The 21,967-nt window shown below is 42.0% G+C and carries 39 protein-coding genes (1 of these 39 only partly in view); 38 read left to right on the plus strand and 1 reads right to left on the minus strand.

From position 1 onward, the window contains the following. Positions 1 to 18 precede the first annotated feature (18 nt). The 37 genes from rplD to salA all read left to right on the plus strand — a co-directional run bounded on the left by rplD (position 19) and on the right by salA (position 20,886). Positions 19 to 642 carry a 50S ribosomal protein L4 gene (gene rplD, locus AC6HZ4_RS00715; RefSeq protein ID WP_497493141.1) on the plus strand — a complete coding sequence of 208 codons (624 nt, stop codon included), beginning with the start codon at positions 19 to 21 and terminating at the stop codon, positions 640 to 642. Further along, entirely contained in the window at positions 642 to 932 is a 291-nt protein-coding gene (rplW, locus tag AC6HZ4_RS00720; RefSeq protein ID WP_497493142.1) for a 50S ribosomal protein L23, read from the plus strand. The genes rplD and rplW overlap by 1 nt, the downstream gene beginning before the upstream one ends. 27 nt (positions 933 to 959) lie before the next feature. Further along, positions 960 to 1,790, plus strand: a complete 831-nt coding sequence (gene rplB, locus AC6HZ4_RS00725; RefSeq protein ID WP_497493143.1) for a 50S ribosomal protein L2 — start codon at positions 960 to 962, stop codon at positions 1,788 to 1,790. Positions 1,791 to 1,847: 57 nt separating this feature from the next. Further along, the gene (rpsS, locus tag AC6HZ4_RS00730; protein ID WP_497493144.1) at positions 1,848 to 2,123 is read left to right on the plus strand and encodes a 30S ribosomal protein S19; all 276 of its coding nucleotides are present in this window, start codon (positions 1,848 to 1,850) and stop codon (positions 2,121 to 2,123) included. A gap of 17 nt (positions 2,124 to 2,140) precedes the next feature. Then, positions 2,141 to 2,482: a 50S ribosomal protein L22 gene (rplV, locus tag AC6HZ4_RS00735; RefSeq protein ID WP_497493145.1), complete on the plus strand. Its 342-nt coding sequence runs from the start codon at positions 2,141 to 2,143 to the stop codon at positions 2,480 to 2,482. 3 nt (positions 2,483 to 2,485) lie between these two features. Beyond that, positions 2,486 to 3,145 (plus strand): 30S ribosomal protein S3, encoded by a 660-nt coding sequence (rpsC, locus tag AC6HZ4_RS00740; RefSeq protein WP_497493146.1) that lies wholly within the window; start codon positions 2,486 to 2,488, stop codon positions 3,143 to 3,145. A 2-nt stretch (positions 3,146 to 3,147) separates the two neighbouring features. Beyond that, the gene (rplP, locus tag AC6HZ4_RS00745) at positions 3,148 to 3,582 is read left to right on the plus strand and encodes a 50S ribosomal protein L16 (protein WP_497493147.1); all 435 of its coding nucleotides are present in this window, start codon (positions 3,148 to 3,150) and stop codon (positions 3,580 to 3,582) included. Then, positions 3,572 to 3,772 carry a 50S ribosomal protein L29 gene (gene rpmC / locus AC6HZ4_RS00750; RefSeq protein ID WP_028400864.1) on the plus strand — a complete coding sequence of 67 codons (201 nt, stop codon included), beginning with the start codon at positions 3,572 to 3,574 and terminating at the stop codon, positions 3,770 to 3,772. The genes rplP and rpmC overlap by 11 nt, the downstream gene beginning before the upstream one ends. 22 nt (positions 3,773 to 3,794) lie before the next feature. Beyond that, positions 3,795 to 4,058 (plus strand): 30S ribosomal protein S17, encoded by a 264-nt coding sequence (gene rpsQ / locus AC6HZ4_RS00755; protein WP_497493148.1) that lies wholly within the window; start codon positions 3,795 to 3,797, stop codon positions 4,056 to 4,058. Positions 4,059 to 4,103: 45 nt separating this feature from the next. Then, positions 4,104 to 4,472 carry a 50S ribosomal protein L14 gene (gene rplN / locus AC6HZ4_RS00760; protein ID WP_497493149.1) on the plus strand — a complete coding sequence of 123 codons (369 nt, stop codon included), beginning with the start codon at positions 4,104 to 4,106 and terminating at the stop codon, positions 4,470 to 4,472. A 38-nt stretch (positions 4,473 to 4,510) separates the two neighbouring features. Continuing rightward, positions 4,511 to 4,822: a 50S ribosomal protein L24 gene (gene rplX / locus AC6HZ4_RS00765; protein ID WP_497493150.1), complete on the plus strand. Its 312-nt coding sequence runs from the start codon at positions 4,511 to 4,513 to the stop codon at positions 4,820 to 4,822. A 25-nt stretch (positions 4,823 to 4,847) separates the two neighbouring features. Further along, complete coding sequence (gene rplE, locus AC6HZ4_RS00770; protein WP_497493151.1) at positions 4,848 to 5,387, plus strand: 50S ribosomal protein L5; 540 nt, start codon at positions 4,848 to 4,850, stop codon at positions 5,385 to 5,387. A 33-nt stretch (positions 5,388 to 5,420) separates the two neighbouring features. Beyond that, positions 5,421 to 5,606: a type Z 30S ribosomal protein S14 gene (locus AC6HZ4_RS00775; protein WP_129730350.1), complete on the plus strand. Its 186-nt coding sequence runs from the start codon at positions 5,421 to 5,423 to the stop codon at positions 5,604 to 5,606. 29 nt (positions 5,607 to 5,635) lie between these two features. Next, positions 5,636 to 6,034: a 30S ribosomal protein S8 gene (rpsH, locus tag AC6HZ4_RS00780; RefSeq protein WP_497493153.1), complete on the plus strand. Its 399-nt coding sequence runs from the start codon at positions 5,636 to 5,638 to the stop codon at positions 6,032 to 6,034. Positions 6,035 to 6,065: 31 nt separating this feature from the next. Then, complete coding sequence (gene rplF / locus AC6HZ4_RS00785; protein ID WP_497493154.1) at positions 6,066 to 6,605, plus strand: 50S ribosomal protein L6; 540 nt, start codon at positions 6,066 to 6,068, stop codon at positions 6,603 to 6,605. A gap of 32 nt (positions 6,606 to 6,637) precedes the next feature. Then, positions 6,638 to 7,000 (plus strand): 50S ribosomal protein L18, encoded by a 363-nt coding sequence (gene rplR / locus AC6HZ4_RS00790; protein WP_497493155.1) that lies wholly within the window; start codon positions 6,638 to 6,640, stop codon positions 6,998 to 7,000. A gap of 21 nt (positions 7,001 to 7,021) precedes the next feature. Beyond that, positions 7,022 to 7,522 carry a 30S ribosomal protein S5 gene (gene rpsE / locus AC6HZ4_RS00795; RefSeq protein WP_497493156.1) on the plus strand — a complete coding sequence of 167 codons (501 nt, stop codon included), beginning with the start codon at positions 7,022 to 7,024 and terminating at the stop codon, positions 7,520 to 7,522. A 19-nt stretch (positions 7,523 to 7,541) separates the two neighbouring features. Continuing rightward, a complete protein-coding gene (gene rpmD, locus AC6HZ4_RS00800) occupies positions 7,542 to 7,724 on the plus strand; it encodes a 50S ribosomal protein L30 (RefSeq protein WP_129730361.1) in 183 nt (60 codons plus the stop codon). A gap of 38 nt (positions 7,725 to 7,762) precedes the next feature. After that, positions 7,763 to 8,203 carry a 50S ribosomal protein L15 gene (gene rplO / locus AC6HZ4_RS00805; protein WP_497493157.1) on the plus strand — a complete coding sequence of 147 codons (441 nt, stop codon included), beginning with the start codon at positions 7,763 to 7,765 and terminating at the stop codon, positions 8,201 to 8,203. Beyond that, entirely contained in the window at positions 8,203 to 9,501 is a 1,299-nt protein-coding gene (secY, locus tag AC6HZ4_RS00810; protein ID WP_497493158.1) for a preprotein translocase subunit SecY, read from the plus strand. The genes rplO and secY overlap by 1 nt, the downstream gene beginning before the upstream one ends. A gap of 57 nt (positions 9,502 to 9,558) precedes the next feature. Continuing rightward, the gene (locus AC6HZ4_RS00815) at positions 9,559 to 10,209 is read left to right on the plus strand and encodes an adenylate kinase (RefSeq protein ID WP_497493160.1); all 651 of its coding nucleotides are present in this window, start codon (positions 9,559 to 9,561) and stop codon (positions 10,207 to 10,209) included. Beyond that, positions 10,209 to 10,955 (plus strand): type I methionyl aminopeptidase, encoded by a 747-nt coding sequence (gene map / locus AC6HZ4_RS00820; protein ID WP_497493161.1) that lies wholly within the window; start codon positions 10,209 to 10,211, stop codon positions 10,953 to 10,955. The genes AC6HZ4_RS00815 and map overlap by 1 nt, the downstream gene beginning before the upstream one ends. Before the next feature lie 68 nt (positions 10,956 to 11,023). Then, positions 11,024 to 11,242: a translation initiation factor IF-1 gene (gene infA, locus AC6HZ4_RS00825; protein ID WP_254761063.1), complete on the plus strand. Its 219-nt coding sequence runs from the start codon at positions 11,024 to 11,026 to the stop codon at positions 11,240 to 11,242. 35 nt (positions 11,243 to 11,277) lie between these two features. Further along, the gene (gene rpmJ, locus AC6HZ4_RS00830; RefSeq protein WP_000868344.1) at positions 11,278 to 11,391 is read left to right on the plus strand and encodes a 50S ribosomal protein L36; all 114 of its coding nucleotides are present in this window, start codon (positions 11,278 to 11,280) and stop codon (positions 11,389 to 11,391) included. Between the two features lie 18 nt (positions 11,392 to 11,409). Next, entirely contained in the window at positions 11,410 to 11,775 is a 366-nt protein-coding gene (rpsM, locus tag AC6HZ4_RS00835) for a 30S ribosomal protein S13 (RefSeq protein WP_497493162.1), read from the plus strand. 24 nt (positions 11,776 to 11,799) lie between these two features. Beyond that, positions 11,800 to 12,192: a 30S ribosomal protein S11 gene (rpsK, locus tag AC6HZ4_RS00840; protein ID WP_497493164.1), complete on the plus strand. Its 393-nt coding sequence runs from the start codon at positions 11,800 to 11,802 to the stop codon at positions 12,190 to 12,192. Positions 12,193 to 12,363: 171 nt separating this feature from the next. Beyond that, positions 12,364 to 13,308, plus strand: coding sequence for a DNA-directed RNA polymerase subunit alpha (locus tag AC6HZ4_RS00845; protein ID WP_129730377.1), 945 nt, complete (start codon positions 12,364 to 12,366; stop codon positions 13,306 to 13,308). Between the two features lie 48 nt (positions 13,309 to 13,356). Next, positions 13,357 to 13,719: a 50S ribosomal protein L17 gene (rplQ, locus tag AC6HZ4_RS00850; RefSeq protein WP_497493165.1), complete on the plus strand. Its 363-nt coding sequence runs from the start codon at positions 13,357 to 13,359 to the stop codon at positions 13,717 to 13,719. 103 nt (positions 13,720 to 13,822) lie between these two features. Beyond that, a complete protein-coding gene (locus AC6HZ4_RS00855) occupies positions 13,823 to 14,659 on the plus strand; it encodes an energy-coupling factor ABC transporter ATP-binding protein (RefSeq protein WP_497493166.1) in 837 nt (278 codons plus the stop codon). After that, entirely contained in the window at positions 14,635 to 15,504 is an 870-nt protein-coding gene (locus AC6HZ4_RS00860; protein ID WP_497493167.1) for an energy-coupling factor ABC transporter ATP-binding protein, read from the plus strand. The genes AC6HZ4_RS00855 and AC6HZ4_RS00860 overlap by 25 nt, the downstream gene beginning before the upstream one ends. Beyond that, complete coding sequence (locus AC6HZ4_RS00865; protein ID WP_497493168.1) at positions 15,504 to 16,298, plus strand: energy-coupling factor transporter transmembrane component T family protein; 795 nt, start codon at positions 15,504 to 15,506, stop codon at positions 16,296 to 16,298. Before AC6HZ4_RS00860 ends, AC6HZ4_RS00865 begins: the two co-directional genes overlap by 1 nt. Positions 16,299 to 16,310: 12 nt before the next feature. Continuing rightward, positions 16,311 to 17,048 carry a tRNA pseudouridine(38-40) synthase TruA gene (gene truA, locus AC6HZ4_RS00870; protein WP_497493169.1) on the plus strand — a complete coding sequence of 246 codons (738 nt, stop codon included), beginning with the start codon at positions 16,311 to 16,313 and terminating at the stop codon, positions 17,046 to 17,048. A 205-nt stretch (positions 17,049 to 17,253) separates the two neighbouring features. Continuing rightward, positions 17,254 to 17,691 (plus strand): 50S ribosomal protein L13, encoded by a 438-nt coding sequence (rplM, locus tag AC6HZ4_RS00875; protein ID WP_497493170.1) that lies wholly within the window; start codon positions 17,254 to 17,256, stop codon positions 17,689 to 17,691. A 21-nt stretch (positions 17,692 to 17,712) separates the two neighbouring features. Next, positions 17,713 to 18,105: a 30S ribosomal protein S9 gene (gene rpsI / locus AC6HZ4_RS00880; RefSeq protein ID WP_129730391.1), complete on the plus strand. Its 393-nt coding sequence runs from the start codon at positions 17,713 to 17,715 to the stop codon at positions 18,103 to 18,105. Between the two features lie 260 nt (positions 18,106 to 18,365). Further along, the gene (locus tag AC6HZ4_RS00885; protein ID WP_497493171.1) at positions 18,366 to 18,806 is read left to right on the plus strand and encodes a DUF2521 family protein; all 441 of its coding nucleotides are present in this window, start codon (positions 18,366 to 18,368) and stop codon (positions 18,804 to 18,806) included. Between the two features lie 62 nt (positions 18,807 to 18,868). Continuing rightward, on the plus strand, positions 18,869 to 19,582 hold the full coding sequence (cwlD, locus tag AC6HZ4_RS00890) for an N-acetylmuramoyl-L-alanine amidase CwlD (RefSeq protein WP_497493172.1): 714 nt from the start codon (positions 18,869 to 18,871) through the stop codon (positions 19,580 to 19,582). 239 nt (positions 19,583 to 19,821) lie between these two features. Further along, entirely contained in the window at positions 19,822 to 20,886 is a 1,065-nt protein-coding gene (gene salA, locus AC6HZ4_RS00895) for an iron-sulfur carrier protein/transcriptional regulator SalA (RefSeq protein ID WP_497493173.1), read from the plus strand. 28 nt (positions 20,887 to 20,914) lie between these two features. Here salA and gerD read toward each other — a convergent pair whose 3' ends face one another. Continuing rightward, a complete protein-coding gene (gene gerD / locus AC6HZ4_RS00900) occupies positions 20,915 to 21,475 on the minus strand; it encodes a spore germination lipoprotein GerD (RefSeq protein WP_497493174.1) in 561 nt (186 codons plus the stop codon). Between the two features lie 201 nt (positions 21,476 to 21,676). On the opposite strand from gerD, the gene AC6HZ4_RS00905 reads away from it, so the two are divergent. After that, positions 21,677 to 21,967, plus strand: the 5' end (the start) of a protein-coding gene (locus tag AC6HZ4_RS00905) for a KinB-signaling pathway activation protein (protein WP_497493175.1). The gene runs 306 nt beyond the window's last position; 291 of the gene's 597 nt are visible here — the first part of the coding sequence; its start codon is at positions 21,677 to 21,679; its stop codon lies beyond the right edge, outside the window.

Below are 21,967 nucleotides of genomic sequence, written 5' to 3' on the forward strand. Positions count from 1 at the left end.
CGGAAAGGAGGAAACCAAATGCCAAAAGTAACGTTATTTAACCAAACAGGATCTCAAGTTGGTGAAATCGAATTAGCAGAAGCTGTTTTCGGTATTGAGCCAAATGAAGCTGTACTTTTTGATGCAGTAATTATGCAACGTGCATCTTTACGTCAAGGTACGCATAAAGTAAAAAATCGTTCAGAAGTACGCGGTGGCGGACGTAAGCCATGGCGTCAAAAAGGAACTGGTCGTGCTCGTCAAGGTTCTATCCGTTCCCCACAATGGCGCGGCGGCGGTACTGTATTCGGACCGACTCCACGTTCTTACTCTTATAAATTAAACAAAAAAGTTCGTCGTTTGGCGATTAAATCTGCATTATCTACTAAAGTATTAGAGAACAACGTAATCGTTCTTGAAGATTTAGTATTAAATGCACCAAAAACAAAGGATATGGTTGCAATCCTTAAAGGATTGACAATCGAGAAGAAAGCTCTTATCGTTACTGCTGATGTAAATGAAGCAGTTGAGTTATCCGCTCGTAATATCCCAGGAGTAACAGTTGTCACTGCAAATGGCGTGAACGTATTAGACGTTCTTGGTCATGAGAAGCTTGTCTTGACTAAAGCGGCAGTGGAAAAAGTAGAGGAGGTGCTTGCATAATGAGAGATCCTCGTGATATCATTAAGCGCCCGGTTATCACTGAACGTTCTATGGAAGCGATGGCTGAAAAGAAATATACTTTCGATGTAGACGTGAAAGCGAACAAGACGGAAGTAAAAGATGCTGTTGAAGCAATTTTCGGTGTTCAAGTTGAGAAAGTAAACATCATGAACTACAAGCCGAAGTATAAGCGCGTAGGTCGCCATGCGGGTTATACAAATCGTCGTAGAAAAGCTATCGTGAAATTAACTGCTGATAGCAAAGAAATCGAAATTTTCGAAGGCGTTTAATCCTAACAGAGAAGGAGGGAAATTGAGATGGCTATTAAAAAGTACAAACCAACATCAAACGGTCGCCGTAACATGACAGCTTCTGATTTCGCTGAAATCACAACTGACAAACCGGAAAAGTCCTTGCTTGCACCTTTAAGCAAAAAAGCTGGCCGTAACAACCAAGGTAAAATTACTGTACGTCATCAAGGTGGCGGACATAAGCGTCAATACCGTATCATCGATTTTAAACGCGATAAAGATGGAATTCCAGGACGCGTTGCTACAATCGAGTACGATCCAAACCGCTCTGCGAATATTGCATTGATCAACTATGTTGACGGTGAAAAGCGTTACATCCTTGCTCCTAAGAACTTAGAAGTAGGAACTCAAATTATGTCCGGCCCAGAAGCTGACATTAAACCAGGTAACGCATTACCACTTGCAAACATTCCAGTAGGTACTTTAATTCACAACATCGAGCTTAAGCCTGGTAAAGGCGGACAATTAGTTCGTTCTGCAGGTTCTTCTGCTCAAGTACTTGGTAAAGAAGGAAAATACGTACTTGTACGTTTAACTTCTGGTGAAGTACGTCTTATCTTAGCAACTTGCCGTGCTACAATCGGTCAAGTTGGTAACGAACATCATGAACTTATTAAAATCGGTAAAGCTGGTCGTTCTCGCTGGTTAGGCAAACGCCCTACAGTTCGCGGTTCCGTAATGAACCCTGTAGATCACCCACACGGTGGTGGTGAAGGTCGCGCACCTATCGGACGTAAGTCTCCAATGTCTCCATGGGGCAAACCAACTCTTGGAGCGAAAACTCGTAAGAAAAACAAAGCTTCTGATAAATTCATCGTTCGTCGTCGTAAAAAATAACGTGGTTGTAGTACGGTTCTATAGAACCGTACGTCAATTACGAAGGGAGGTACAAAAATGGCTCGCAGCTTAAAAAAGGGACCATTTGTCGATGATCATTTAATGAAAAAGGTCGAGCAAGCTACTGAAACTGGCTCTAAGCAAGTTATCAAAACTTGGTCTCGTCGTTCTACAATTTTCCCTCAATTCATCGGTCACACGATTGCTGTGTATGATGGCCGTAAACACGTTCCTGTTTACGTTACTGAGGATATGGTTGGTCATAAATTAGGTGAATTTGCTCCAACACGTACGTACAAAGGCCATGAGGCAGATAAGAAAACTAGAAGATAATGAGAGGAGGCACTTCAATGCAAGCTAAAGCAGTAGCTAGAACAGTTCGTATTGCTCCTCGTAAAGTACGTCTAGTATTAGATTTAGTTCGAGGAAAGCAAGTGGGTGAAGCAATCGCAATTCTTCGCCACACTCCAAAAGCTGCTTCTCCAATTGTAGAGAAGGTTTTGAAATCTGCGATCGCAAACGCAGAGCATAACTATGAAATGGACATCAACAACTTGGTTGTTAGCACAGCATTCGCTGATGAAGGTCCAACATTGAAACGTTTCCGTCCACGTGCAATGGGACGTGCAAGCGCAATTAACAAACGCACAAGCCATATTACAATCGTGGTATCTGAAAAGAAGGAGGGATAATCGATGGGTCAAAAGGTTAGTCCGATAGGTCTTCGGGTTGGTATTATCCGTGACTGGGAATCTAAATGGTACGCTGATAAAGATTTCGCTGAGTTATTACACGAAGATATTAAAATCCGTGAATACATCAACGTTCGTTTGAAAGATGCGGCTGTTTCTAAAGTTGAAATCGAGCGCGCTGCAAACCGTGTGAACATTACAGTACACACTGCAAAGCCTGGTATGGTAATTGGTAAAGGTGGTACAGAAGTTGAAGCACTTCGTAAAGCTCTTAACCAATTAACTGGCAAGCGTGTACACATTAATATTTTAGAAATCAAAAAAGCAGATCTTGATGCGAAATTGGTTGCTGAAAACATTGCTCGTCAATTAGAAAACCGTGTATCTTTCCGCCGTGCACAGAAGCAAACAATTCAACGTGCTATGCGTGCAGGTGCAAAAGGTATCAAAACTCAAGTTTCTGGACGTCTTGGGGGCGCTGATATCGCTCGTGCAGAATCTTACTCTGAAGGAACTGTTCCACTTCATACACTTCGTGCTGATATTGACTATGCAACAGCGGAAGCTGATACAACATACGGCAAGCTTGGCGTAAAAGTATGGATTTATCGTGGAGAAGTCCTTCCTACGAAAAAGAAAGCTTCTGAGGAAGGAGGAAAATAATTATGTTAATGCCTAAACGCGTAAAATATCGTCGTGAACACCGTGGTAAAATGCGTGGTGAAGCTAAAGGTGGTAAAGAAGTTCATTTCGGTGAATTTGGTTTACAAGCTACTGAAGCTTCTTGGATTACAAACCGTCAAATCGAAGCTGCGCGTCGTGCGATGACTCGTTATATGAGACGTGGCGGTAAAGTTTGGATTAAGATTTTCCCTTCTAAGCCATACACTGCAAAGCCTCTAGAAGTCCGCATGGGTTCCGGTAAAGGTGCTCCAGAGGGTTGGGTAGCAGTTGTTAAGCCTGGTAAAGTCATGTTTGAAATTGCAGGTGTATCCGAAGAAGTGGCACGTGAAGCATTGCGTCTTGCTGCTCATAAATTGCCGGTTAAGTGCAAGTTCGTAAAACGTGAAGAAAATGGTGGTGAATCTAATGAAAACTAATGAAATTCGTGAATTAACCACTGTCGAAATCGAACAAAAAGTGAAAGCTTTGAAAGAAGAATTATTCAACCTTCGCTTTCAATTGGCTACAGGACAATTAGAGAACACTGCACGTATTCGTGAGGTACGTAAAGCGATCGCTCGTATGAAAACTGTAGTTCGTGAAAGAGAGATCGGAATTAACGGATAATAATTGAGGGGAGGTTTGCACTGTGAGCGAACGCAACCAACGTAAAGTTTACACTGGACGTGTTGTTTCCGACAAAATGGATAAAACTATCACAGTTTTGGTCGAAACTTACAAAACACATACTTTGTACGGAAAACGTGTTAAGTATTCTAAAAAATACAAAGCACATGATGAATTAAACCAAGCAAAAGTTGGCGATATCGTAAAGATTATGGAAACTCGCCCGCTTTCCGCTACTAAACGCTTCCGTTTAGTTGAAGTCGTTGAAGAAGCTGTTATTATTTAATAGACGAATCGGATCAATGATAAATCCGAAGGGAGGTTTCATAGCATGATTCAACAAGAAACTCGTTTGAAAGTTGCTGACAACTCTGGTGCTCGTGAATTGTTAACAATTAAAGTATTAGGTGGTTCCGGCCGCAAATACGCTAACATCGGCGACATTATCGTTGCTTCTGTAAAACAAGCAACACCAGGTGGCGTTGTTAAAAAAGGTGATGTAGTTAAAGCTGTAGTTGTTCGTACAAAGAGCGGTGCTCGTCGTAAAGATGGTTCTTACATCCGTTTTGATGAGAATGCAGCAGTTATCATTAAAGAAGATAAGAGCCCACGCGGTACTCGTATCTTCGGACCGGTTGCTCGTGAATTGCGCGACAGCAACTTCATGAAAATCGTTTCCTTGGCTCCAGAAGTTCTATAATTCGAAGTATTGCCTTTCTAAGGAGGTGCACAAGAAAGATGCATGTTAAAAAAGGTGACAAAGTACAAGTAATCACTGGTAAAGATAAAGGAAAACAAGGCGTAATCCTCGCTGCTTTCCCTAAAGAAAACCGTGTTATTGTTGAGGGTGTTAACATCGTTAAGAAACACTCTAAGCCATCTCAGTTGAATCCACAAGGTGGAATCATTACGAAAGAAGCACCAGTTCATGTATCTAATGTTATGCCATTAGATCCAAAAACAGGTGAACCTACTCGTGTAGGCTATCAAGTAGTTGATGGTAAAAAAGTTCGTGTAGCAAAGAAATCAGGTCAAGTATTAGATAAATAATCTCTCTTGAAAGGAGGTCCCTGAATTGAATCGCCTTAAAGAAAAGTTCCAGAAGGAAATTACACCTGCTCTAATGAGCAAGTTTAACTATAAGTCCGTAATGCAAGTTCCTAAACTTGAAAAAATCGTTATCAACATGGGTGTTGGTGATGCTGTACAAAACTCTAAAGCATTAGACAGTGCTGTTGAAGAGTTAACACAAATCTCAGGTCAAAAGCCTGTTGTAACTCGTGCGAAGAAATCGATCGCAGGCTTCCGTCTTCGTGAAGGTATGCCGATCGGTGCAAAGGTTACATTACGTGGAGAAAAAATGTATGAGTTCTTTGATAAGCTTGTATCTGTTTCTCTTCCACGTGTTCGTGACTTCCGCGGTATCTCTAAGAATTCTTTCGATGGTCGCGGTAACTACACTCTGGGAGTTAAAGAACAATTAATCTTCCCTGAGATTGATTACGATAAAGTAAGCAAAGTTCGTGGTATGGACATCGTAATCGTAACAACTGCTAACACAGATGAAGAAGCTCGTGAGCTTTTAACACAATTCGGTATGCCATTCCAAAAATAATGGAAGCCAACGCTAAGTAGAGGAGGCGAAAACGTGGCTAAGAAATCAATGATTGCAAAGCAAAAACGCGAGCCGAAGTTTAAAGTACAGGCGTACACACGTTGCGAGCGCTGCGGTCGTCCGCATTCCGTATATCGTAAATTTAAACTTTGCCGTATTTGTTTCCGTGAACTTGCCTATAAAGGTCAAATTCCTGGTGTTAAAAAAGCTAGCTGGTAATACCCAAGAATGGGAAGGAGGTAAAACAAATGGTGATGACAGATCCAATTGCAGATTTGCTTACTCGCATCCGTAATGCGAATATGGTACGTCACGAGAAATTAGAAGTTCCTGCTTCTAACATCAAAAAAGAAATCGCGGAAATCTTAAAGCGTGAAGGTTTCGTTCGTGATGTAGAAATGATCGAGGATAACAAGCAAGGTATCCTGCGCATTTTCTTGAAATATGGTCCAAACAATGAGCGTGTAATCACTGGACTAAAACGCATCAGTAAGCCTGGCTTACGTGTATATGCAAAAGCTGATGAAGTACCACGTGTACTTAACGGATTAGGTATTGCAATCGTTTCTACTTCTAAGGGAGTAATGACTGATAAAGATGCTCGTCAATTACAAACTGGCGGAGAAGTACTAGCATACGTTTGGTAATATTTTCTGAACGAACGGAGGTGTAACAGAAATGTCTCGTATTGGTAAAAAGATTCTTGAAATCCCTGCAGGCGTAACAATTACAGTAGCTGCGGACAACACAGTAACTGTAAAAGGCCCTAAAGGTGAATTGACTCGTACTTTCCATCCTGATATTACAATCAACATGGAAGAAAACGTACTAACAGTGACACGTCCTTCTGATCAAAAAGAGCACCGTGCGCTTCACGGTACAACTCGTGCTCTTCTTGGCAACATGGTTGAGGGCGTAACAAACGGATTCCAACGTGGTCTTGAGTTAATCGGGGTTGGTTACCGTGCGTCTAAGCAAGGTAACAAGCTTGTATTAAACGTTGGTTATTCCCACCCAGTGGAGATTACTCCTGAAGCTGGAATCGAAATCGAAGTACCTGCAAACACGAAGGTTCTTGTTAAAGGTATCGATAAAGAGCGCGTTGGCGCTTTAGCTGCTAACATTCGTGCAGTACGTGCACCAGAGCCTTACAAAGGCAAAGGTATTCGCTATGAAGGCGAAGTTGTACGTCGTAAAGAAGGTAAAACAGGTAAGTAATCCTGGCAGATGAAAGGAAAGGAGTGACATCAATGATCACTAAACCTGATAAAAATGCGGTTCGTAAGAAAAGACATGCGCGCGTGCGTACAAAGCTTTCCGGTACTGCGCAGCGTCCACGCTTAAACGTGTTCCGTTCTAATCAGCACATTTATGCTCAAGTTATCGACGACGTGAACGGTGTTACATTAGTTAGTGCATCTACTCTTGATAAAGAGCTTTCTCTTGAAGGCACTAGCAACGCAGCTGCTGCTCAAAAGGTTGGAGAGCTAGTTGCAAAGCGTGCGGTTGAGAAGGGTATTAGCGAGGTAGTATTCGATCGCGGCGGCTACCTATATCATGGTCGTGTAAAAGCTTTAGCTGAAGCTGCTCGTGAAGCTGGCTTGCAATTTTAATGGTAAAAGGAGGGAAAAAAGATGCGTCGCATTGACTCAAGCAAATTAGAACTTGAAGAGCGCGTAGTAACGGTTAACCGTGTTGCGAAAGTTGTTAAAGGCGGTCGTCGTTTCCGTTTCGCTGCGTTAGTTGTAGTTGGAGATAAGAACGGTCATGTAGGATTCGGTACTGGTAAAGCACAAGAGGTGCCAGAAGCGATCCGCAAGGCTATTGAAGATGCTAAGAAAAACCTAATTCATGTACCGCTTGTTGGTACAACAGTTCCACATGAAGTACTTGGACAATTCGGAGCAGGCGAAGTATTCTTGAAGCCGGCTTCAGAAGGTACAGGAGTTATCGCTGGTGGACCGGTTCGTGCGGTTCTTGAATTAGCTGGCGTACAAGATATCCTTTCCAAGTCTTTAGGATCTAACACGCCTATTAATATGGTACGCGCTACTATGAACGGATTGAACCAATTAAAGCGTGCTGAAGATGTAGCAAAACTTCGTGGAAAAACTGTTGAAGAGTTGTTAGGTTAAGATAAGGAGGGAATAGACAATGGCAAAGAAATTAGAAATTACCCTCACTCGCAGTTTGATCGGTCGCCCGCAAGATCAACGCGCGACTGTTGAAGCGCTTGGCTTGAAAAAGCTTCATCAAACTGTAGTTAAAGAAGAAAATGCTGCTATTCTTGGAATGGTAAACAAGGTTTCTCACCTTGTAACTGTAAAAGAAGCTTAATTTTATTGTAATTCAATACTATAAGGAGGTGCCTGGGAATGAAACTTCATGAATTAAAGCCTGCTGAAGGTTCTCGTAAAGTTCGCAACCGTGTAGGACGCGGTATTGGTTCTGGTAACGGTAAAACTGCTGGTAAAGGTCATAAAGGACAAAACGCACGCTCTGGCGGCGGTGTTCGTCTTGGCTTCGAAGGTGGTCAAACTCCTCTATTCCGTCGTCTTCCAAAACGCGGCTTCACTAATATCGGTCGTAAAGAATACGCGATTGTAAACCTTGATGCTTTAAATCGCTTTGAAGATGGTACAGAAGTAACAGCTGAATTGTTACTTGAAACTGGCGTAATCAGCAAGTTGAACAACGGTGTAAAAGTTCTTGCGAACGGTACACTTGAGAAGAAGCTTACTGTGAAAGCTACTAAATTTTCTTCTGCTGCAGTAGCAGCAATTGAAGCGGCTGGCGGAAAAACTGAGGTGATTTAATGTTTCGTACAATCTCCAACTTTATGCGCGTTGCTGAGATAAGACATAAAATCCTATTTACCTTGGCGATGTTAATCGTCTTCCGAATTGGTACGTTTATTCCGGTACCTAATGTTAACGCTGAAGTTCTAAAGGCCCAAGATCAACTCAACGTATTAGGTATTCTTAATACCTTCGGCGGCGGAGCGTTGCAAAACTTCTCCATCTTCGCGATGGGAATCATGCCGTATATTACAGCATCCATCATCGTGCAGCTTTTGCAGATGGATGTTGTGCCTAAGTTTACGGAATGGGCAAAGCAAGGTGAGATGGGCCGTCGTAAATTAGCTCAGTTTACCCGCTATTTCACAATTGTGCTGGCTTTTATTCAAGCAATCGGTATGTCTATCGGATTCAATAACTTAGCGAACGGACAGTTAATTGAGAATCCGGGCTGGACGACATATTTGTATATCGCTACTGTTCTTACTGCAGGGACAGCCTTTTTAATGTGGGTTGGCGAACAAATTACGGCGAAGGGTGTTGGAAACGGAATTTCGATCCTCATCTTTGCTGGTATCGTAGCAGCAATTCCAAACGTAATGAATCAAATTTATGTTCAGCAGTTCCAAGACGCTGGAGAAGATTTATTCATTCGTATTGTGAAAGTAGCACTAATTGTAATTGCTATATTGGCAGTTATTGTTGGAGTTATCTATATTCAACAGGCAACAAGAAAAATCCCGATTCAGTACGCAAAGCGTGCAGCGGGAAGCGGCGGTTATGCTGGTGCACAAAATACGCATTTACCGTTAAAGGTAAATAGCGCAGGCGTTATTCCAGTTATCTTTGCCGTTTCGTTCTTGATTACACCGCCGACGATTGCTCAGTTTTTCCCGAAACACGATGTGTCGCAATGGATTATTCAAAACTTTAACTATTCCCATCCTGTGGGGATGATTATATATGTTGCATTAATCATTGCCTTCTCGTACTTCTATGCATTTGTTCAAGTCAATCCTGAACAGATGGCTGAGAACCTGAACAAGCAAGGTGGATATGTTCCTGGTATTCGTCCAGGTAAAAATACAGAGCAATACTTAACAAAAATTCTCTATCGTTTAACTTTTGTCGGTTCTATATTTTTAGCAGCAATCGCCATTCTGCCTGTTATCTTCATCAAGCTTGCAAATTTACCTAGTTCTGCACAAATTGGGGGAACAAGTTTGTTGATTGTAATTGGAGTGGCTTTAGAAACGATGAAACAGCTGGAAAGCCAATTAGTAAAACGCCATTATAAAGGCTTCATTAAGCAATGAGCAAAGCGGGAAGGCAATCTTCCCTAATAGCTCATTTATATTCTGGGGGGAATCGTGATGAATTTAATTTTAATGGGACTTCCGGGTGCCGGAAAAGGTACACAGGCTGAAAGAATTATTGCCAAGTATAACATCCCTCACATTTCAACAGGAGATATGTTTCGTGCTGCTATTAAAGAAGGAACCGAACTAGGTTTAAAAGCAAAATCTTTCATGGATCAAGGTGCGCTTGTTCCAGACGAGGTAACAATTGGAATCGTTCGTGAACGTTTAAGCAAAGAAGATTGCAATGGCGGCTTCTTGCTAGATGGTTTTCCTCGAACAGTGGCTCAGGCATCTGCTTTAGAAGAAATCGTGAAAGATCTTGGCAAGAAAATCGATTATGTCATCAATATTGATGTAGATTCTGATTTATTGCTTAAACGATTGACTGGAAGACGTATTTGCAAAGACTGTGGTGCAACTTATCACCTTGTCTTTAATCCACCTGCAGTAGAGGGTGTTTGCGATAAATGTGGCGGAGAGCTTTACCAGCGCTCTGATGATAATGAGGAGACTGTAGCAAACCGCTTAGAGGTTAATATTAAGCAAACACAGCCTTTGCTTAATTTCTATGAAGAACTTGGTTACTTGCGAAATATCAACGGCGTGCAGGAAATCGGCAAGGTATTTGAAGATATTGAAGCCCTTATCGGAGATTTGGCATAATGATCATTTGCAAGACACCTCGCGAAATTGAGATTATGCGAGAGGCTGGAAGAATTGTAGCCTTGACTCACCAAGAGTTGAAAAAGCATATTGTTCCGGATATCACAACAAAGGAGCTTGACACAATTGCGGAACAAATCATTCGCAAGTATGGGGCATCCCCCTCCTTTAAAGGATATCATGGTTTCCCAGGAAGCATTTGTACTTCTGTAAATGAAGAATTGGTGCACGGAATTCCAAGCGACCGCAGGCTCAAGGATGGCGATGTGATCAGCATCGATATAGGTGCGAAATATAATGGATATCATGGAGATTCCGCATGGACATATCCCGTAGGAAGCATTTCAGAATCTGTTCAAAAGCTGCTTGATGTTACAGAGAGATCATTATATCTCGGTTTGGAGCAAGTGAAGCCTAGTGAAAGATTGTCAAATGTATCACATGCGATTCAAACATATGCGGAGAGCAATGGCTTTTCCGTTGTGAGAGAGTATGTCGGTCATGGAATCGGGCAAGACTTACATGAAGACCCGCAAATTCCACACTACGGTCCTCCTAATAAAGGTCCTAGGTTGAAACCGGGTATGGTCATTTGCATTGAACCGATGATTAATGAAGGAACAAGATATGTAAAAACACTCTCTGATAACTGGACAGTGGTGACTGTTGATGGTAAATGGTGTGCTCACTTTGAACATACTGTTGCCGTTACGGAAGCAGGATATGAAATCCTGACAACCCTGTAAGCAGTAAACTCTCCGAGATTTCAGAGCAGTTTAAGAAGGTTACTGATTTGAAGAAGGGAGAACATGAAATGGCTAAAGATGATGTAATTGAAGTAGAAGGCACAGTTGTAGAAACTTTGCCAAACGCGATGTTTAAAGTAGAATTGGAGAACGGACACGTAGTATTAGCTCACGTTTCTGGTAAAATCCGTATGAACTTCATTCGTATTTTACCAGGAGACAAAGTTACGGTAGAATTATCTCCGTATGACTTAAATCGTGGTCGTATTACGTATCGTTTTAAATAATATAGCACTCCGTAATCGTTAAGGAGGTTCGAGACATGAAAGTAAGACCATCCGTTAAGCCGATTTGCGAAAAATGTAAAGTTATTCGCAGAAGAGGAAAAGTAATGGTGATCTGTGAAAATCCGAAACATAAGCAAAAACAAGGTTAATCAAAGGAGGTGTTCATAATGGCACGTATCGCAGGTGTAGATATTCCTCGTGACAAGCGCGTCGTTATTTCTTTAACTTACGTATATGGTATTGGTCGTCCGACTGCTCAAAAAGTTCTTGCGGAAGCTGGTGTTTCTGAAGATACTCGAGTTCGTGACCTAACTGAAGAAGAATTAGGGAAGATCCGTGATATCATCGATCGTCTAAAGGTAGAAGGTGACCTTCGTCGTGAAGTATCCTTAAACATCAAACGTTTGATGGAAATCGGTTCTTACCGTGGTCTTCGTCATCGTCGCGGCTTACCAGTTCGTGGTCAAAATACGAAAAATAACGCACGTACACGTAAAGGTCCTCGTCGTACTGTAGCAAATAAAAAGAAATAATAAGTAAAGGAGGTTGAACAAACAATGGCAGCACGCAAAACTAACACTCGTAAACGTCGTGTGAGAAAGAATATTGAGACTGGTATCGCGCATATCCGTTCTACATTCAATAACACAATCGTAACGATTACAGACGCTCATGGTAATGCACTTTCTTGGTCTAGTGCAGGTGCACTTGGTTTCAAGGGTTCTCGTAAATCCACTCCATTTGCAGCGCAAATGGCTGCAGAAACAGCTGCAAAAGCATCCATGGAGCATGGTCTTAAAACTTTGGAGGTTACTGTTAAAGGTCCTGGTGCCGGTCGTGAAGCAGCTATCCGTGCGCTTCAAGCTGCAGGATTAGAAGTAACAGCTATCAGAGACGTTACTCCAGTACCTCATAACGGATGCCGTCCGCCAAAACGTCGCCGTGTGTAATTGTTCTGTATAAATTTCTAAACATTGTCTATAATGGGATATGATACAATAGTTATACAGAAACATTGCTTATTGTTGTGCACAATCGGGAACTGCCTAAGGGGGACTTTCGGTTAGACAATTTTAAGTTGTCTAGCCGGGGTTTCGACGTTTTGAAGGAGGGTTTAATAAATGATCGAGATTGAAAAACCAAAAATCGAAACGGTTGAAATTAACGAGGATGCCAAGTATGGCAAATTCGTCATTGAACCGCTTGAGCGTGGATATGGTACTACTTTGGGTAACTCCTTACGTCGTATTCTGTTATCCTCACTCCCTGGTGCCGCTGTAACGTCTATCCAAATTGATGGTGTACTGCACGAGTTTTCTACGATTGAGGGCGTTGTGGAAGATGTCACAACGATTATCTTAAATTTAAAAAAGCTAGCCCTGAAAATTTACTCTGAAGAAGAGAAAACGCTCGAAATTGATATTACGGGCGAGGGTGTTGTCACAGCTGCTGATATTACTCACGACAGCGACGTGGAAATCTTAAACCCAGATTTACATGTTGCAACGCTTGCGAAGGATGCACATTTACGTATGCGCCTTACAGCTAGACGTGGTCGCGGGTATACACCAGCCGATGCGAACAAGAGAGAGGATCAACCGATAGGTGTTATTCCTATCGACTCTATTTATACTCCAGTCTCACGTGTGACATACCAAGTAGAAAATACACGTGTTGGACAAGTGACAAATTACGACAAGCTGACGCTTGACGTGTGGACGGATGGAAGCATCGGACCGAAAGAAGCAATCTCGTTAGGAGCCAAAATCTTAACAGAGCATTTAAATATCTTTGTCGGTTTAACAGACGAAGCACAAAATGCTGAGATTATGGTAGAAAAAGAAGAAGATCAAAAAGAGAAAGTTTTGGAGATGACGATCGAAGAGCTTGATCTTTCTGTTCGTTCTTATAACTGCTTGAAGCGCGCTGGTATCAATACGGTACAAGAGCTTGCGAACAAGACAGAAGAAGACATGATGAAGGTTCGTAACTTAGGACGCAAATCCTTAGAAGAAGTGAAGCATAAGCTCGAAGAACTTGGCTTAGGCTTACGCAAAGATGACTAAGGTTTCTTTGTTTTGTTACGATACTACTAACAAAGGAGGGAACTACTAATGGGATACAGAAAATTAGGCCGCACAAGTGCCCAGCGTAAAGCGATGTTACGTGACTTAACGACTGATTTAATCATTAACGAACGTATTCAAACTACTGAAACACGTGCGAAAGAACTTCGTTCCGTAGTAGAAAAAATGATTACTTTAGGGAAACGCGGAGATCTTCATGCTCGCCGTCAAGCAGCAGCATATATCCGTAATGAAGTAGCTGACGCTGAAACAAACCAAGATGCACTTCAAAAGCTATTCGCTGATATCGCACCGCGTTACACAGAGCGTCAAGGCGGATACACTCGTATCGCTAAGATCGGACCACGCCGTGGTGACGGTGCTCCAATGGTAATCATCGAGTTAGTATAATAACAGTAAAAGGGCAGGATCAACTGATCACAGCCCTTTTTTTGTATGCTCTAATGTCGAAATTGATTATTTCTTAGGAAATGTTGCCTGGGGGTGTGCGGTTATGGAGAAACTTCGTGTCGATATGTTAAAGTTCCAATATCCTCATGCCCATTCGTATACTTTGCAAGGTATTTCTTTTTCTGTACAAAAAGGGGAATGGGTTAGTATTATCGGTCAGAATGGTTCCGGTAAGTCAACTTTAGCAAAGTTGTTAAATGGACTGCTCTTGCCGAGTGAGGGAACCATTACAATAGACGGGGAAATTGTCCTGTCAGAAGAAACAATTTGGGATGTCCGAAAGAAAATCGGTATGGTATTTCAAAGCCCTGATAATCAGTTTGTTGGTACAACTGTTAAGGATGACATTGTATTTGGTCTTGAAAATATCGGAATGTCTCGAGCTGAGATGGCTGTGCGTCTTGAGTATGCACTTCAGCTTGTCGGTATGAAGGAATATGAGAATCAAGAGCCTCATTCCTTGTCGGGCGGTCAAAAACAACGTGTTGCAATAGCTAGTATTTTAGCACTTGAGCCATCTATTCTTATTTTAGACGAAGCTACTTCAATGTTGGACCCAAAAGGGAGAAGAGAAGTACTAGAAACGGTACGGGAGCTTGTGCGCACAAAAGGGGCTACTGTTCTTTCGATTACGCATGACCTAGAGGAAGCTGCACAATCTGATAGAGTGATTGTTCTCAATGAAGGAAGTATTTTAAGAGAAGGAAAACCGGAACAGGTATTTCGATATGGTGATGAGTTACGGAAGATTGGTTTGGATGTTCCATTTTCTGTAAAATTGGCAGAAGGCCTGCAAAAAGGGACTGTTCCGTTACAATCCATGCATCTTACAATGGAAAGTTTGGTGAATGAGCTTTGGACATTATATTTCAAAAGGTAGAGCATCGTTACCAACGGAACACTCCGTTTGAGCGGCTTGCAATTTACGATATTGATCTTCGTTTAAAGAGCGGATGCTATTATGCTGTTATTGGACATACAGGTTCAGGAAAATCTACATTCATTCAGCATTTGAACGGCTTGCTGCAGCCGACTGCTGGGGAAATTCAAGTTGGAGAACAAGTCATTTCATCTCGGAAAAAAGAGAAAAAGCTTAAGCCGCTTCGTAAAAAGGTAGGCGTTGTATTTCAATTTCCTGAACATCAGCTTTTCGAAGAAACAGTAGAAAAAGATATTTGCTTTGGGCCGATAAACTTTGGTGCAACAGAAGAGCAGGCAAAGCAAAAGGCAAGAGATGTGATCGGTTTGGTTGGGCTTCCTGAAGAATTCCTAGACAAATCACCATTTGAATTAAGCGGGGGCCAAATGCGGCGAGTGGCCATTGCTGGTGTTTTAGCAATGGATCCTGAGGTACTTGTGCTTGATGAACCAACAGCTGGACTTGATCCAAGAGGGCAACAGGAATTAATGGATATGTTTTATGAACTTCATAAAGCAAAAGATCTTACTGTTATCCTTGTGACACATAATATGGACGATGCTGCACGTTATGCAGATGAAGTAATTGTTATGCATAACGGTACTGTGTTTTTGCAGGGGGAGCCGACAGATGTATTTTCTTATTCGAATGAACTAGAAGGCATTGGTGTATCTCTTCCTCTATCCCTTCAATACAAAAAGCTGCTTGAGGAAACGTGCGGTATATCCTTACCTGCTTCCACGCTTACAATAGAGAAGCTGACAAGTGAGCTGCTTCAATTGATACGGAAGGGAGAGAGGCGGTAATGCAGCAATTGATGATTGGAAAGTATATACCAGGGGACTCTCTTATTCACCGTCTCGATCCGCGTGCGAAGCTCTCTATCGTTTTCTTCTATGTGTTTATTGTGTTTCTTGCTAATAATTCTGCTTCCTACGGTTTATTGCTGCTGTATTCCTTATTGCCTGCAGCTCTTTCGGGAGTACCTTTTCGTTACATCTTAACGGGTTTAAAACCAATGCTATGGATTTTCCTGTTCACCTTCCTTCTTCATGTATTGACAACGAAGGAAGGAACTCTTTTGTTTGAGTTGGGCCCCGTAGCTGTCCATGAAAAAGGGCTGCAGCAGGGAATTTATATTTCTATTCGTTTTCTTGTAATCATCATGATGACAACGCTGCTAACATTAACAACAACACCCATTGAGATCACAGATGGGCTAGAGTCATTACTTTCACCGTTTAAAAGGATTGGTTTACCGGCTCATGAAATCGCGCTCATGATGTCGATCTCGTTGCGCTTTATCCCAACGTTGATGGAAGAGGCAGAGAAAATTATGAAGGCACAGGCATCACGAGGAGTTGATTTTACAGGAGGGCCTATCAAGGAGCGTTTGCGTGCCGTTGTTGCATTGCTTGTTCCTTTGTTCATTGGTGCTTTTAAAAGAGCCGAGGATTTGGCGATCGCCATGGAGGCAAGAGGATATCAGGGGGGCGAAGGAAGAACAAAATTTCGTCAGCTTCTTTGGCATTTCCGGGACAGTGCAGCATTTGTAAGCTTGCTGGTAACAGCGTTTATTTTAGTTTGGATTCGTTCATAATGGAGAGTGGCTATGAAAAGAATGAAGTGTACTATCTCTTATGACGGCACTGGCTTCTTTGGCTACCAAATTCAACCGGGGAAGCGTACGGTGCAGCAGGAGATAGAAGCAGTATTGAAGAGAATGCATAAGGGCGAGGAGGTTCGCATTTATGCATCAGGAAGGACGGATGCAGCCGTTCATGCACAAGGGCAGGTTATTCATTTTGATACCCCTCTTGAGATCGCTCAGGAACGTTGGATTGCCGCGTTAAATACACAGTTGCCTGATGATATTGCGGTACATCACGCAGAAGCGGTGTCCTCAGAATTTCACGCCCGTTATGATGTAGTGAGCAAGGAATACCGCTATCGGGTTATGCTTGGAAGAGGGAAGAATGTATTTCTTAGACACTACGCATATCTCTATCCCTACAGTTTGAATATAGAGGCCATCGAGGCGGCTATGCAGCATTTAAAGGGAACACATGATTTCACATCCTTTTGCTCTGCTAAAACGGAAATAGAGGACAAGGTGCGTACGATATATGAGATTGATGTGCTGCGGCAGGGCGAGGAAATTATATTCCGCTTTGTAGGCAACGGTTTTTTGTACAATATGGTACGCATTATGGTCGGCACATTGCTTGATGTGGGGCAGGGGAAGCTGCATGCAGATGAGATCCCAGGCATCCTAAAGAAGATGGATAGACGCTTGGCTGGGAAGACAGTACCTGGTCATGGTTTATATTTATGGCAGGTCAATTATTAAGAATTTTGGATCAGGAATAAATTGGGGGCAAATATAAAGCCTATAACAACTAATCCTGGTGTAACATTTTCTTGACATTAGTTTGGCAAGGCGATATTATAACATATGGTATTGTTTCTAAAACCACGATAAAGCCCCGGAACTTCATCGTGTTAGAATAAACAAACAAGAATTCTATTATTGACATTGAACAGGAGGGAAACACATGCGTACGACTTTCATGGCAAAGGCTAACGAAGTTGAGCGTAAATGGTATGTTGTTGACGCTGAAGGTAAAACTTTAGGTCGTCTTGCAAGCGAAGTAGCTTCTATTTTGCGCGGGAAAAACAAACCAACTTACACACCAAATGTTGATACTGGCGATCACGTAATCGTCATCAACGCTGAAAAAATTCACTTAACAGGTAACAAATTGAACGATAAAATTTACTATCGTCACAGCATGCATCCAGGCGGATTGAAGCAAAGAACAGCTCTAGAAATGCGTACAAACTACCCTGTACAAATGATCGAGCTTGCAGTTAAAGGCATGCTTCCTAAAAACCGTCTTGGCCGTCAAATGTTTAGAAAATTAAACGTATATGCTGGTGCTGAGCATCCACACCAAGCACAAAAACCAGAAGTTTACGAACTTCGCGGATAATTATTAAAAGGAGGGTTTACTTTGGCACAGGTACAATACTATGGTACTGGACGTCGTAAAAGTTCAGTAGCGCGCGTGCGTCTCGTTCCTGGCGAAGGACGCGTTATTATCAACGGTCGTGAATTTGAAAACTATATTCCATTCGCTGCATTGCGTGAAGTTGTGAAGCAACCTCTAGTTGCGACTGAAACTTTAGGCAGCTACGATGTTCTTGTTAATGTTGGCGGCGGCGGTTACACTGGTCAAGCTGGTGCAATTCGTCACGGTATCGCAAGAGCATTACTAAAAGCGGATCCTGAGTATCGTTTAACTTTAAAACGTGCGGGTCTATTAACTCGTGATGCGCGTATGAAAGAGCGTAAGAAATACGGTCTTAAAGGCGCTCGTCGTGCACCTCAGTTCTCAAAACGTTAATATTGTATGCAAAACCTCAAGCCTTTTGGCTTGGGGTTTTTTGTTTTGTATAAAAAATGTATCTTTTAGTGTACTCTTCAGCAGATGTCTGCAAAGGTTATGTTCGAACTGAAATAATGGCAGTGTGGAGTATACGAATTGTATCGTACGTGTAAATTATGCTTTCTCCTCCGTTCTTATTATGTTTTCCCTTTGGAATATTTTAATTGGCATGTTCCTTTCTTGTACGTTTAGACTACGGAATAGGGAGGTGCATAAACTTGAATGTCATTACTACCCTAAAAGATAAACGACGTGAAAAGCAATTGAAATATGAACGGAGGCTGCTTCGTGAAATTTCGCTGGCCTCTCTTCGAAGTGATATAAAGCAATATTTTTTTGAGTATACAAAGACATCCCAGTTTACACGACATTGTGAAGAGTATTGTATAGAGCTAGCGGTTGAGTCATACTTGCTCGGTGCTCGTTACAGCAAATTTGGTTACTACGGGGAGTCGTTGCCTCAGGTGAGAAAACGATCTATATTTGAGGAAAAAAGCTTAACAGAAATGCTGTTTCATTTTTTATCAACCGTGCCGCTGACTGACCTTCCAAAGGAATGCCGGCAAAAGCTATATGAAGTATGTGAAAATTTCATCTCCTCCTGGTGGAAGGAAGGATATGAAAAAGGAGAACGAAGATATCGACTTCGTTTACGTTAACTACTCATATTCTCTCTCCTTGTCCCATATAAGTAAGTAGAGGACTTGCAGGAGGGGGAATTATGAGAAAAATTAAATTGATTTCCTTCGCTTTAGCAGCTATTGTACTTTTTTTTCTCGTACGGTATGAATTCCAGATTACAAAGTCATGGAAAGCATGGAATTTACCTCTCTCGGGGAAAATTATAGTGTTGGATGCGGGACATGGAGGACCTGATGGTGGGGCAGTCGGCGGTGATGAGGTTGTAGAAAAAGAAATTACGCTTAAGATTGCAAAAAAGGTGCAGGATTACTTACAGGAGCAAGGAGCCCTTGTTATTATGACGCGTGACGAGGATGAGGACTTGGCTGACGAGGATACAAAAGGATATAGCAGAAGGAAAGTAGAGGATTTACGTAAGCGGGTAGAGATTGTCAATAATTCCGATGCAGACTTCTTCGTTAGCATTCATTTAAACGCAATCCCAATCTCCAGCTCCCGAGGGGCACAAACCTTTTATAACCGTTCTCTAGTAGAAAATGAACGAGCAGCCAAATTTATTCAGGCAGAACTTCGTAATAGCTTAGAAAATACACATCGATTAGCTAAAATCATCAATCATGTCTATCTCCTTAAGCATGCTAAGGTGCCCGGTGTGCTTGTAGAAGCAGGATTTCTGTCTAATGTTAATGAACGCCAACTCTTGAGATCCGAAGCATATCAAAAAAAGGTGGCAGCTGCTATATACAGAGGTGTGCTGCGGTATTTTACTGAGAAAGGAAATCCTCCTGACTAAATAGTAGGAGGGTTTTTTCATACAAGTTGTAGTTCTCAAGGTCGGGGTGATCCGAAGCACTTGCTAAAAAATGAGTGTTAGCTGAGTATTCGCAGGAAGAATCTCCGCTTTCGAACGAAGGCTCTTTAGGAAAAGTGAAGTTAAGTGGCGGGAGATTTCAATAGTGAAAACTGAAAGTATGATATACTAAAAATGAAAACGCACTATTCCTCACAATTTCTTACAGGCGGTGGACGAATATGGTAACAAAAGAGCAGGTAGTACAAGCACTTGAGCAGTTGCAAGACCCATTTTTACATAAAACATTTCAAGAAACAGGCGCTATTCAAGAAATCAGCTTAAAGCCGGAAAAAGCACATGTAAGCTTGAAAATCGCAATTGCTAAAACAGGTACTCCAGAGCAAATGCAGCTGCAGAGTATGATTGTAAAAATTGTAAAGGATTTGGGGGCATCTACAGTAGGCCTTCGTTTTACTGAATTTACAGATGAGGAGCTGAAAAATCTTGGTGTATCAGAGGGAGAAGCGCCGGATACATTGCTATCTCCGACATCGAAAACTGTGTTTCTCGCGGTTGCAAGTGGTAAAGGCGGTGTCGGTAAATCGACTGTTTCCGTAAACCTTGCAGTTGCGTTAGCGCGTCTTGGAAAAAAAGTAGGGATTATTGACGCGGATATTTATGGATTTAGTGTACCGGATATGATGGGGATTACAAAACGTCCAGTTGTACGCGGTGAGCGCATTATCCCGGTTGAGCGTTTCGGGGTAAAGGTTATCTCGATGGGCTTTTTTGTAGAGGATAATGCACCTGTTATTTGGCGCGGACCGATGCTCGGTAAAATGTTGAACCATTTCTTCTCAGAAGTAGAATGGGGTGAATTAGATTATCTCGTATTGGATTTGCCGCCAGGAACGGGAGATGTTGCTTTAGATGTTCATTCTATGCTCCCTTCTTGTAAAGAAATTATCGTGACGACGCCGCATCCAACAGCTGCTTTTGTTGCTGCGCGTGCTGGTGCGATGGCATTACGGACAGAGCATGAAATAGTTGGGGTTATCGAGAATATGTCTTATTTTGAAAGCAAGGTAACCGGGGAGAAGGAATATGTATTTGGACAAGGCGGGGGCAAAAAGCTTGCTGAGGATTTACAGACGATTCTACTTGGTCAAATTCCGCTTCAGCAGCCTGACTGGAATGAGGATGATTTTGCACCTTCTGTATACGATGAAACACATCAAATTGGACAAATATATAATGAGATTGCGGAAACCGTTATCGAAGCAATTGTGATGAAACAAAAATAACCTCTTCATATGAAGAGGTTTATTTTTATCACGAGCTCTTGCTTGCTTTCTCGACAGCTTTACTAATAACATCAATCATTTTTGTTTGGAAGAGCGGACTTTCAGCGGTTTCGTTCAGCATCTGCTGTAAATATACGCGATACTCCTTACTTTTCATCACATCGAGCATTTGCTTCTCAATCTCTGGGTTTTTCAAAATTTCTATAACCCCAGCTTGGTATTGCGGATCCTTTAAAAGCACCTTCATGAGTTCTCCTTGCTCCTTTTGTACACTTTTTGCAAAGGCTGAGGAGAACTGAGGATCCTTAAACATCTTTTCCCAAAATTTCTGCCCTTCTTCGGAGGTCATAGTATCTTGAATGGTTTGCTTGACAACAGTTTCATCAAGAATAAGAGCCTGCTTCATCTTCTCATCCATTAGCACATCCTGAATGGCTTTCTTTCCTTGATCCGTTTTTAGAATATCGACAATCATTTTTTTCGTCTGATCGTAATCTAATTCAGATTGAGCTGTAGTATTCTCTTGAGCACATGCTGCTACTGTAAGAAAGAGTAGAAACGATAGCAGTATAAACGGAATCCGTTTCATTAACCGGAGCTCCTTTCGCTGAGTTCTATTTTTGGGTATAAAAGCAGATATAACCTTTGTGACACTGTCTAACTCCTCTAGCATGCCCGCTTTTCTTAATATAAATATTTTGGTAAAAATTATGCGCACTACCGACTAGCTTTTTAAAATTTCGGTTGTTACAATTTAAGTTAGAACATACAGAAACTGGGGGATTATGTCGTGAACAGCCGGAAATGGGTACATCTTTTTTTTTCCACACTATTTCTTGGGGGAATTAGCACTATTTTAGTCGGGTTTATTTTAAAGTGGGATCAGTATGCAAGGCTGTTCCAAAGCTTTGACGGGAAGGAGTTGCTTTCTGTAGCTTTTTGGCTGCTGGGAGTTGGATTTATTTTCAGTGTGATTAGTCAAATGGGCTTTTTTGCGTATCTAACGGTGCATCGATTTGGGATTGGGATTTTTCGTTCCGCCTCTCTTTGGAATGCGGTACAGGTATTTCTTGTAGCCTTT

The organism is Ectobacillus sp. OTK, from assembly GCF_059698935.1.

Coding starts and splice junctions, on each gene's coding strand:
- rplD (WP_497493141.1), top strand. CDS start 19: ATGCCAAAAGTAACGTTATTTAACCAAACAGGATCTCAAGTTGGTGAA.
- rplW (WP_497493142.1), top strand. CDS start 642: ATGAGAGATCCTCGTGATATCATTAAGCGCCCGGTTATCACTGAACGT.
- rplB (WP_497493143.1), top strand. CDS start 960: ATGGCTATTAAAAAGTACAAACCAACATCAAACGGTCGCCGTAACATG.
- rpsS (WP_497493144.1), top strand. CDS start 1,848: ATGGCTCGCAGCTTAAAAAAGGGACCATTTGTCGATGATCATTTAATG.
- rplV (WP_497493145.1), top strand. CDS start 2,141: ATGCAAGCTAAAGCAGTAGCTAGAACAGTTCGTATTGCTCCTCGTAAA.
- rpsC (WP_497493146.1), top strand. CDS start 2,486: ATGGGTCAAAAGGTTAGTCCGATAGGTCTTCGGGTTGGTATTATCCGT.
- rplP (WP_497493147.1), top strand. CDS start 3,148: ATGTTAATGCCTAAACGCGTAAAATATCGTCGTGAACACCGTGGTAAA.
- rpmC (WP_028400864.1), top strand. CDS start 3,572: ATGAAAACTAATGAAATTCGTGAATTAACCACTGTCGAAATCGAACAA.
- rplN (WP_497493149.1), top strand. CDS start 4,104: ATGATTCAACAAGAAACTCGTTTGAAAGTTGCTGACAACTCTGGTGCT.
- rplX (WP_497493150.1), top strand. CDS start 4,511: ATGCATGTTAAAAAAGGTGACAAAGTACAAGTAATCACTGGTAAAGAT.
- rpsH (WP_497493153.1), top strand. CDS start 5,636: ATGGTGATGACAGATCCAATTGCAGATTTGCTTACTCGCATCCGTAAT.
- rplF (WP_497493154.1), top strand. CDS start 6,066: ATGTCTCGTATTGGTAAAAAGATTCTTGAAATCCCTGCAGGCGTAACA.
- rplR (WP_497493155.1), top strand. CDS start 6,638: ATGATCACTAAACCTGATAAAAATGCGGTTCGTAAGAAAAGACATGCG.
- rpsE (WP_497493156.1), top strand. CDS start 7,022: ATGCGTCGCATTGACTCAAGCAAATTAGAACTTGAAGAGCGCGTAGTA.
- rpmD (WP_129730361.1), top strand. CDS start 7,542: ATGGCAAAGAAATTAGAAATTACCCTCACTCGCAGTTTGATCGGTCGC.
- rplO (WP_497493157.1), top strand. CDS start 7,763: ATGAAACTTCATGAATTAAAGCCTGCTGAAGGTTCTCGTAAAGTTCGC.
- secY (WP_497493158.1), top strand. CDS start 8,203: ATGTTTCGTACAATCTCCAACTTTATGCGCGTTGCTGAGATAAGACAT.
- AC6HZ4_RS00815 (WP_497493160.1), top strand. CDS start 9,559: ATGAATTTAATTTTAATGGGACTTCCGGGTGCCGGAAAAGGTACACAG.
- map (WP_497493161.1), top strand. CDS start 10,209: ATGATCATTTGCAAGACACCTCGCGAAATTGAGATTATGCGAGAGGCT.
- infA (WP_254761063.1), top strand. CDS start 11,024: ATGGCTAAAGATGATGTAATTGAAGTAGAAGGCACAGTTGTAGAAACT.
- rpmJ (WP_000868344.1), top strand. CDS start 11,278: ATGAAAGTAAGACCATCCGTTAAGCCGATTTGCGAAAAATGTAAAGTT.
- rpsM (WP_497493162.1), top strand. CDS start 11,410: ATGGCACGTATCGCAGGTGTAGATATTCCTCGTGACAAGCGCGTCGTT.
- rpsK (WP_497493164.1), top strand. CDS start 11,800: ATGGCAGCACGCAAAACTAACACTCGTAAACGTCGTGTGAGAAAGAAT.
- AC6HZ4_RS00845 (WP_129730377.1), top strand. CDS start 12,364: ATGATCGAGATTGAAAAACCAAAAATCGAAACGGTTGAAATTAACGAG.
- rplQ (WP_497493165.1), top strand. CDS start 13,357: ATGGGATACAGAAAATTAGGCCGCACAAGTGCCCAGCGTAAAGCGATG.
- AC6HZ4_RS00855 (WP_497493166.1), top strand. CDS start 13,823: ATGGAGAAACTTCGTGTCGATATGTTAAAGTTCCAATATCCTCATGCC.
- AC6HZ4_RS00865 (WP_497493168.1), top strand. CDS start 15,504: ATGCAGCAATTGATGATTGGAAAGTATATACCAGGGGACTCTCTTATT.
- truA (WP_497493169.1), top strand. CDS start 16,311: ATGAAAAGAATGAAGTGTACTATCTCTTATGACGGCACTGGCTTCTTT.
- rplM (WP_497493170.1), top strand. CDS start 17,254: ATGCGTACGACTTTCATGGCAAAGGCTAACGAAGTTGAGCGTAAATGG.
- cwlD (WP_497493172.1), top strand. CDS start 18,869: ATGAGAAAAATTAAATTGATTTCCTTCGCTTTAGCAGCTATTGTACTT.
- salA (WP_497493173.1), top strand. CDS start 19,822: ATGGTAACAAAAGAGCAGGTAGTACAAGCACTTGAGCAGTTGCAAGAC.
- gerD (WP_497493174.1), bottom strand. CDS start 21,475: ATGAAACGGATTCCGTTTATACTGCTATCGTTTCTACTCTTTCTTACA.